1 pseudogene is annotated in these 8,842 nt (G+C 74.6%); it reads right to left on the minus strand.

Annotation, left to right across the window (positions count from 1 at the left end):
• Positions 1-54 precede the first annotated feature (54 nt).
• Positions 55-8,823, minus strand: a pseudogene (locus ACFCZ1_RS17690) (SDR family NAD(P)-dependent oxidoreductase); the annotation flags it as partial.
• Positions 8,824-8,842: the final 19 nt, after the last annotated feature.

Here is an 8,842-nt window from a genome sequence, read left to right on the forward strand (position 1 = left end):
TCGTCTCGTGCGGTTCGGTCGTCTGGCGCTGTTCGGTCGTCGTCGTCCGGCTCATCAGGAGATCCGCTCCTTGAGGTCCGTCAGCCAGCGGTCGATGACGGGGGCCGTCGTGTCGACGTGCTGCTCGGCGATGGTGAAGTGCGTGCCGGGGACGGTCGCCACGGTGTCCGCGCCCTCCCAGTCGGCCTGCCAGTCGGTGTCGGGCTCGATCTGCGCGCCCTCCCCCATCTCGAACAGGTCCCCCGCCCGCACGAAGAGCACCGGCGCCTCCATGTCGTCCTGCCGGAACTGCGGCAGGAGCTCCACGTACCGCCCCATCGCGGAGAGTTCGGCGCTGCTGAAGTTGCCCAGCGTGGCCGCCTTGCCGGGGACGGCGAAGGCCATCTGGTCGAAGATCGCGTCGTTGGTCTCGCCCATGTAGTAGGTGTCCAGCAGGACCAGCCCGGCGGGCCGTACCCCGTGGACCCGTTCCAGACGGGCCGCGGTGGCGTGGGCGAGCAGGCCGCCCGAGGAGAAGCCGAGCAGGGCGAACGGTTCCCCGCCCGCGGTGCGCAGTACGGCTTCGGCGAGGACGTCCACCGCCGCGTCGAACGACTCCGGCAGCGCCTCCCCGCGCCCGAACCCGGGGGTGGGGATGCCGGACACGGGCATCGAGAGCCTGGCCGCGAGCCTCGCGTGCTGGTGCACGCCGCCCGCCACGGTCGGCGTGCTGAGGCAGATCAGCCGGGGCGCCTTCGCGTCCTCGCCCGGAGCCCGGGTACGTGCTCCGTAGGACACCGCCTCGGGCAGTTCCGCCAGGTCGGCCGCCGAGCCGAAGGCGGGCCGCAGCGCGGCCACGGAACGCAGCATCGCCAGGCCGGGCTGGATGTTCCCCGACATGATCGCGTCGAGGAACAGCCCGTACAGCGTGTCGTCGAGCCGCTCGTCGGCGTGCCCCGCCGGCGCGTCGGCCTGCCCGGCCTCACCGGGGGCGCCCAGCCGCTCGGCGACCACCCGGGCCAGGGCCAGCGGGTTCTTGCTGTCGAAGACCACCATGGCCGGCAGGGACAGGCCGGACGACGCGTTCAGCCGGTTGCGCAGTTCGACCGCCGTCAGCGAGTCGAATCCGGCTTCCAGGAAGCCCGCTTCGGCGTCGACGGCGCTCGCGTCGGCATGTCCGAGGACCTCGGCCGCGTGGGTGAGCACCGCTTCGAGCACGGCCTTCTCGCGCTCGGCGCCGCCGAGCGCGCGGACCTTCTCGCGCAGCGCGCCCGCTTCGGCGGCTCCGGCAGCGGCTCCGGCCCGGCGCCGCGCGGCGGGTGCCAGGCCGCGCAGCAGCGCGGGCACCTCGTCGGTACGGGCCCGCAGGGCGCCCAGGTCCACCCGCAGCGGCACGAGGGCGGGGGCGTCGGCCGCGACGGCCGCGTCGAAGAGCCACAGGCCCTCCTCCTCGGACAGTGCGGGCGTTCCGCTGCGCCGCATCCGCTGGAGGTCGGCCTCGCCGAGCCACTGGCTCAGCCCGGTCTCGGTGTCCCACAGGCCGAAGGCCATCGAGGTGGCCGCGAGCCCCTGCGAGCGGCGGTGGGCCGCGAGCGCGTCGAGGAAGACGTTCGCCGCCGCGTAGTTGCCCTGTCCGGCGGCCATGACCAGGCCGCCGGCCGAGGAGAACAGCGCGAACGCGGACAGTTCGTGACCGGCCGTCAGTTCGTGCAGGTGCCAGGCCGCGTCCGCCTTGGCGGACAGTACGGTGTCCACCTGCTCCGGGGTGAGCGCCCCGACCAGGCCGTTGTGCGCCACACCGGCGGCGTGGACGATCCCGCGCAGCGGATGCGCCGGGTCGATGCCGTCGATCAGGGCGGCCACGGCGGCCCGGTCGGACACGTCGCAGGCGGCGATGTCCACCTGGGCTCCGAGCGCGGACAGTTCCTCGCGGAGCCCCGCCGCGCCGGGCGCGCCCGGCCCCCGCCGGCTGGTCAGCAGCAGGTGGCGTACTCCGTGCGCGGTCACGAGGTGCTTGGCGACGAGCGCCCCCAGGCCTCCCGTGCCGCCGGTGATCAGGACGGTTCCCTCGCTGTCCCAGGGCGTGTCGCCGCCCGCCGCCGCGGACCGGGTGAGGCGCGGCGCGAGGACCTTGCCGCGCCGGACCGCGAGCTCGGGCTCACCCGAGGCGAGGGCGGTGGCCAGCGCCTTCGGGGACACCTCGGCCTCCTCCAGGTCGAGCAGGACGAACCGGCCGGGGTTCTCGGCCTGCGCGGCCCGCACCAGCCCCCAGACGGGGGCCTGCCGTACGTCGACCGGGTCGCCGTCGGCCACGGCAGCCGCGGCCCGGGTGACCAGGACCAGCCGCGACTGCGCGAACGCGGGCTCGGCCAGCCAGTGCTGTACGGCGGCGAGCGCCGCGCCGACCGCGGTGCGGACCCCGGCGGGGACCTCTTCCTCACGGCCCGCGCCGGGCCCGGTCGCGAGGACCGGCAGCAGCACGGTGTCCGGCACGTCGGTGCCCTCCGCGGCCGACGCGCCCAGCGCGTCCAGGCCGGTGGTCACCGGAACACCGGCGATCTCCAGGCCGGGGCCCGCGACCGTCCATGCTCCGCGCGGTCCGGATCCGCCGCCGACCGGCTGCCATTCGACGGACAGGAGCGCGTCGCGGAAGCCGCCGGTGGACAGCTGCGCGGCGGCGACCGGGCGCAGTTGCAGAGCGGCCACCGAGGCCACCGGCTCCCCGGCCGGGTCGGCGAGGTCGATGCGTACGGCGTTGCGCTGCCCCTCGACGGGCGCGAGGCGGACCCGTACGGCGGTCGCGGACGCGGCGTGCAGGGTGACGCCCGCCCACGAGAAGGGGAGCAGCGCGACCCCCTCGTCCTCCTCGGCGCCGAGCCCGCCGAAGCCGAGCGCGTGCATCGAGGCGTCGAGCAGCGCCGGGTGGAGTCCGAACCGTCCGGCGTCGGCGTGCGCCTGCTCGGGCAGCTCGATCTCGGCGTACAGGGCGTCGTCGAGCCGCCAGGCGGCGGTCAGGCCCTGGAAGACCGGGCCGTAGCCGAACCCGCGTTCCTGGAGCCGGTCGTACAGTTCGGCGGCGTCCAGCTCGGCCGCGCCGGTGGGCGGCCACGCGGTGAGGCCGTCGCCGGGCCCGGTGGCGCCGGGGGCGAGGAAGCCGTCGGCGTGCCGGGTCCACGGTTCGTCGGGCCGGTTCTCCGGGCGCGAGTAGACCTGCACGGTACGCCGGGCCCGGGCATCGGGTTCGCCGACGACGACCTGCACGGCGACGCCTCCGCGCTCGGGCAGCACGAGCGGGGCCTGGAGGGTGAGCTCTTCCAGGAGGCCGCAGCCGACGTGGTCGCCGGCCTGCAGCGCGAGCTCCACGAAGCCCGTGCCGGGGAGCAGGACGCTGCCGTGGACGGCGTGGTCGGCCACCCACGGCTGGGCGTCCAGCGAGATCCTGGCCGTGAAGGACACCGTGTCGGAGTCGGGGGACGGCAGGACGGCCGCGAGGAGCGGGTGGTCGAGGGCGTCCTGGCCGACGGCGACGGCATCGGTGGCGGGCTTGGCGGCCTCGACCCAGTAGCGGGTGCGCTGGAAGGGGTAGGTCGGCAGGTCGACGCGCTGGGCGCCGGTCCCCGCGTAGTACGCCTCCCAGTCGACGCGTACGCCGGCCACGTGCAGCTGCGCGAGGGCGGTGACGAGCGAATCGGGCTCCGTGCGGTCCTTGCGCAGAGCGGCCGCCGAGACGGCCTGCTCGGAGTCGAGTACCTGCTGGGCGAGACCGGTGAGCACACCGTCGGGTCCGACCTCCAGGAAGCGGGTGACGCCTTCCTGTTCCAGCGTGCGGACGGCGTCGGCGAACCGGACCGCCTCCCGCACCTGACCCACCCAGTACTCGGGCGACTGCCAGGCGGCGCCGGTGCGGTCGCCCGTCACCGTCGAGACGGCCGCGATCCGCGGCTCGCCGTACGTCAGCTCCCGCGCGACGGCCCGGAACTCCTCCAGCATCGGATCCATCAGCGACGAATGGAACGCGTGCGACACCGACAGACGACTCGTCTTGCGACCCACCGCCGCGAAATGCTCACCCACGGCCAGCACCCCGGCCTCGGCACCCGAAACCACCACCGACTCAGGCCCGTTGACCGCCGCGACCCCGACACCGTCGGTCAGCAGCGGCAGCACCTCCGCCTCAGTCGCCTGCACGGCCAGCATCGCGCCACCCGCCGGAAGCTCCTGCATCAGACGGCCACGCGCCACCACCAGCCGGGCCGCGTCGGCCAGCGACAGCACCCCCGCGACATGCGCGGCCGCCAGCTCACCGATCGAGTGACCGGCCACCACATCGGGCTTCACACCCCACGCCTCGACCAGCCGGAACAACGCCACCTCAAGCGCGAACAACGCCGGCTGGGTGACCGCGGTCGCATTCAGCGCCTCCGCGTCGTCACCCCACACCACCTCACACAGCGAGCGGCCCAGATGCGGGTCGATCTCCGCGCACACCGCGTCGAAAGCCTCCGCGAACACCGGGAAAGCGGCATACAACTCCCGCCCCATCCCCAACCGCTGCGCACCCTGCCCCGTGAACAGGAACGCCGTCCTTCCGGAGCGGCGCGCCAGGTCCCGGACCACTGCGGGTGCGTTGCGGCCCTGGGCCAGCGCGGTCAGGCCGCGCAGCAGCTCCGAGCGCTCCGTGCCCACGACCACCGCCCGGTGGGCGAACGCGGTGCGCGAGGAGACCAGCGAGAGGCCGATGTCGGCCGGGTCGTTCTCCGGCCCGTCCGTGACCCGCTCCAGCAGGCGCTCGGCCTGGGCGGCCAGGGCCTGCGGGGTCTTGGCCGACAACACCCAGGGCAGGGCGGGGAGTTCGGTCCGTGCAACCTTCGCCCCGGCACCTTCCGGCGCCTCCTCGACGATGACGTGGGCGTTCGTCCCGCTGATGCCGAAGGAGGAGACGGCGGCCCGGCGGGGCCGGTCCGTGGTCTGCCATTCCCGGGCCTCGGTGAGCAGCTCCACGCTCCCCGCCGCCCAGTCCACCTGGTCGGACGGCGCGTCCACGTGCAGGGTCTTCGGCAGCGTGCCGTGGCGCATGGCCATGACCATCTTGATGATGCCCGCGACACCCGCGGACGCCTGGGTGTGGCCCATGTTGGACTTGATGGAGCCCAGGTAGAGGGGCTGGCCCTCGGGACGGTCCTGACCGTACGTGGCCAGCAGCGCCTGCGCCTCGATCGGGTCGCCCAGCGTCGTGCCTGTGCCGTGCGCTTCCACCGCGTCGACCTCGGCCGCCGACAGGCCCGCGTTGGCCAGCGCCTGGCGGATCACCCGCTGCTGCGAAGGCCCGTTCGGCGCGGTCAGACCGTTCGACGCACCGTCCTGGTTCAAGGCGGACCCGCGGACGACGGCGACCACCGGGTGGCCGTTGCGCCGGGCGTCGGAGAGCCGCTCCAGCAGCAGGACGCCCGCGCCCTCACCCCAGGCGACACCGTCAGCCGAGGCTGCGAAGGACTTGGACCGGCCGTCGGGGGCGAGGCCGCGCTGCCGGCTGAACTCGACGAACATGCCCGGCGTGCCCATGACGGCGACGCCGCCGGCCAGGGCGAGGGAGCACTCCCCGGACCTCAGCGCCTGCGCCGCCATGTGCAGCGCGACCAGCGAGGACGAGCACGCCGTGTCCACGGTGACCGAAGGGCCTTCGAGGCCGAGCGTGTACGACGTACGGCCGGAGACGAGGCTGCCGCCGCTGCTGGCCGCGGCCTCCACGCCCAGGGCGTAGTCGTGGTACATCACACCGGCGAACACACCGGTCGAGCTGCCCTTGAGCGCGGACGGGTCGATGCCGGCCCGCTCGATCGCCTCCCAGGACACCTCCAGCAGCAGCCGCTGCTGCGGGTCCATCATCAGCGCCTCGTTCGGGCTGATCCCGAAGAACACCGGGTCGAACTCGGCCGCGTCGTAAAGGAATCCGCCTTCACGCGCGTACGTCCGGCCGGGCGTGCCCGGTTCCGGGTCGTAGACCTCCGGGTCCCAGCCCCGGTCGGCCGGGAAGCCGCCGATGGCGTCCACACCGCCGGCGACGAGGTCCCACAGCTCGTCCGGGGTGGTCACCCCGCCCGGGTAGCGGCAGCCCATCCCCACGATCACGATCGGGTCGTCCGCGTCCGCTCCGCCGGAGGCGGCGGGCAGGGCGCGGGCGGGTACGGGGGCCGCGTGGCCCCGGCCCGCCACCTCGGCGCCGATGTGGGCGGCGACGGACTGTGCGGTCGGGTAGTCGAAGATCAGCGTGGCGGGCAGCCGCAGCCCGGTCGCCGAGCCGAGCCGGTTGCGCAGCTCCACGGCGGCCAGCGAGTCGAAGCCCAGTTCGCTGAAGGCCCGCTCGGGCTCGATCGCGTCCGGCGAGGCGTGCCCGAGGACACCGGCGACCTGGCCGCGTACGAGGTCCAGGAGCGCTGCCGCCTGCCCGTCGGCGTCCAGTCCGGCCAGCCGTGCGAGGAGCCCGTCCCCGCCGTCCGCGGACTGCGCGGCCCGGCGCACCGGGACGCGTACGAGGCCACGGAGGAGGGCGGGAAGCTCTTCGGCCCGGCCGCGCAGGACGCTGGTGTCGATCCGCAGCGGAACGAGGGCGGGCTGCCCCGAGCGCAGGGAGAGGCTGAACAGGGCCAGGCCCTCGGACTGGGAGAGGGCGGGCAGGCCCTGGGCCGCCATGCGCTCCTCGGCCAGGTCCAGCATGGTGGTCATGCCCGTGTTGACGCCCCAGAGGCCGAAGGCCATCGCGGTGGCCGCCAGGCCCTGCGCGCGGCGGTGGGCGGCGAGCGCGTCGAGGAAGACGTTGGCGGCCGCGTAGTTGCCCTGACCGGCCGCCAGCACCAGACCGCCGGCCGAGGAGAACATGACGAACGCCGCCAGGTCCAGGTCCCGGGTCAGCTCGTGCAGGTGCCAGGCCGCGTCCGCCTTCGGACGCAGCACGAAGTCCATGCGCTCGGGATTCAGAGCCCCGATGACGCCGTTGTCCGCGACACCGGCCACGTGGACCACGCCCGTCAGGGGATGCGCCGGATCCACACCGTCCAGAACCGTCTTGAGCGCGTCCCGGTCCGCCACGTCGCACGCGGCGACGGTGACCGAGGCGCCCGAACCGGTGAGGTCCGCGAGGAGGTCGTCGACGCCGGGCGCGTCCGCGCCCCGCCTGCCCAGGAGCAGCAGGTGCCGTACCCCGTGCTCGGCCACCAGGTGGCGGGCCACCAGGGCGCCCAGACCGCCCGTACCGCCCGTGATCACGACGGTCCCGTCCGCGTCCCACGCCGGCTCCGCACCCTCGTCCACCGGCACCCGGACCAGCCGCGGTACCGACACCTCGCCGGCGCGTACGGCCGACTCGGGCTCGCCCAGGGCCAGTACCCGTGCCACGTCCACCGAGCCGTCGGTGTCGATCAGCACGAACCGGCCCGGGTTCTCCGCCTGCGCAGCCCGCACCAGGCCCCATACCGGGGCCTGCCGCACGTCGACGGGCTCGCCGTCCACGACGGCCACCGCACCCCGCGTGACCACCGCAAGCACCGCGCCCTCGGGACGCTCCTCGGCCAGCCACTCCTGGACCGCTGCCAGGGCCCGGTCGGCCAGGTCGTGGACGGCGGCCGGAACGTCGGCGTCCGTCACGTCGCACGTGAAGACGACCGTGCCTTCCGGCAGGCTCTGCGGGCCGGCCGGGGCCGGTACGGGCAGCGGGTTCCAGGCGATGCGGAAGAGGGAATCGGTTCCGCCCGCGTCGAGCTGCTCCGTGGACACGGGCCGGCCGACGACCGCGCCGACGGTGGCGACCGGAGCGCCCGTGGCATCGGCCACCTGCAGCGAGAGGCTCTCCGGCGTGGGCTGCGTGATCCTCACCCGTACGGCGGAGGCTCCCGCCGCGTGCAGCGTGATGTCCTTCCAGACGAAGGGCAGTACGGTCTCGTCGCCGCCGGTTCCGTTCACCAGCGCCGCGTGCATGGCGGCGTCCAGGAGAGCGGGGTGGAGTCCGAACTCCGCGGCCTCGGCGTGCGACTGCTCCGGCAGGGCGACCTCGGCGTAGAGGACGTCGCCCCGCCGCCAGGCCGCCTTGAGGCCCTGGAACGTCGGGCCGTAGCCGAAGCCGCGCTCGCGCAGGCCCTCGTACGCGCCGTCCAGGGGCAGTTCCTCCGCTCCCGCCGGCGGCCAGGCGGCCAGGTCGAAGCCGGGTGCTCCGGCGCGCGTCGCGAGCACACCGTCGGCGTGCAGGGTCCACGGCAGGTCCGGCCGGTCCTCGGCGCGCGAGTAGACGCTCACCGACCGCCGCCCGGAGGCGTCGGCCGCGCCGACGACCATCTGTACGGTCACCGCGCCGCGCTCGGGGAGGATCAGCGGCGCCTGCAGCGCCAGCTCCTCCAGTACGTCGCAGCCGACCTGGTCGCCGGCGCGTACCGCCAGCTCCACGAAGCCGGTACCGGGCAGCAGGACGTTCCCCAGGACCTCGTGGTCGGCGATCCAGGCGTGGGTGCTCGCGGACAGCCGGCCGGTGAACGTGACCAGGTCGGTGTCCGGGGAGGGCAGAACGGCTCCGAGCAGCGGGTGCCCGGCATCGGTCAGGCCTGCGGTCGCCATGCTGCCGCCGCCGGATCCGATCCACGAGTTGGCGAGGTATTCCTCGGTGCCGATCCAGTAGCGGGTGCGCTGGAAGGCGTAGGTGGGCAGGTCGACGCGGCGGGCGCCGGCGCCGGCGCCGGTGTAGAAGGCCTCCCAGTCGACGGGGACACCGTGGACGTGGAGCCGGGCGAGGGCCGTGATCAGGGTCTCGGGCTCGGGCCGGTTCTTGCGCACGGCCGCGACGAGCACCGCATCGTCCACGCTCTGCGCGGCCAGACCG

This window comes from Streptomyces sp. NPDC056224, assembly GCF_042267665.1.
Classification (GTDB): Bacteria; Actinomycetota; Actinomycetes; order Streptomycetales; family Streptomycetaceae; genus Streptomyces.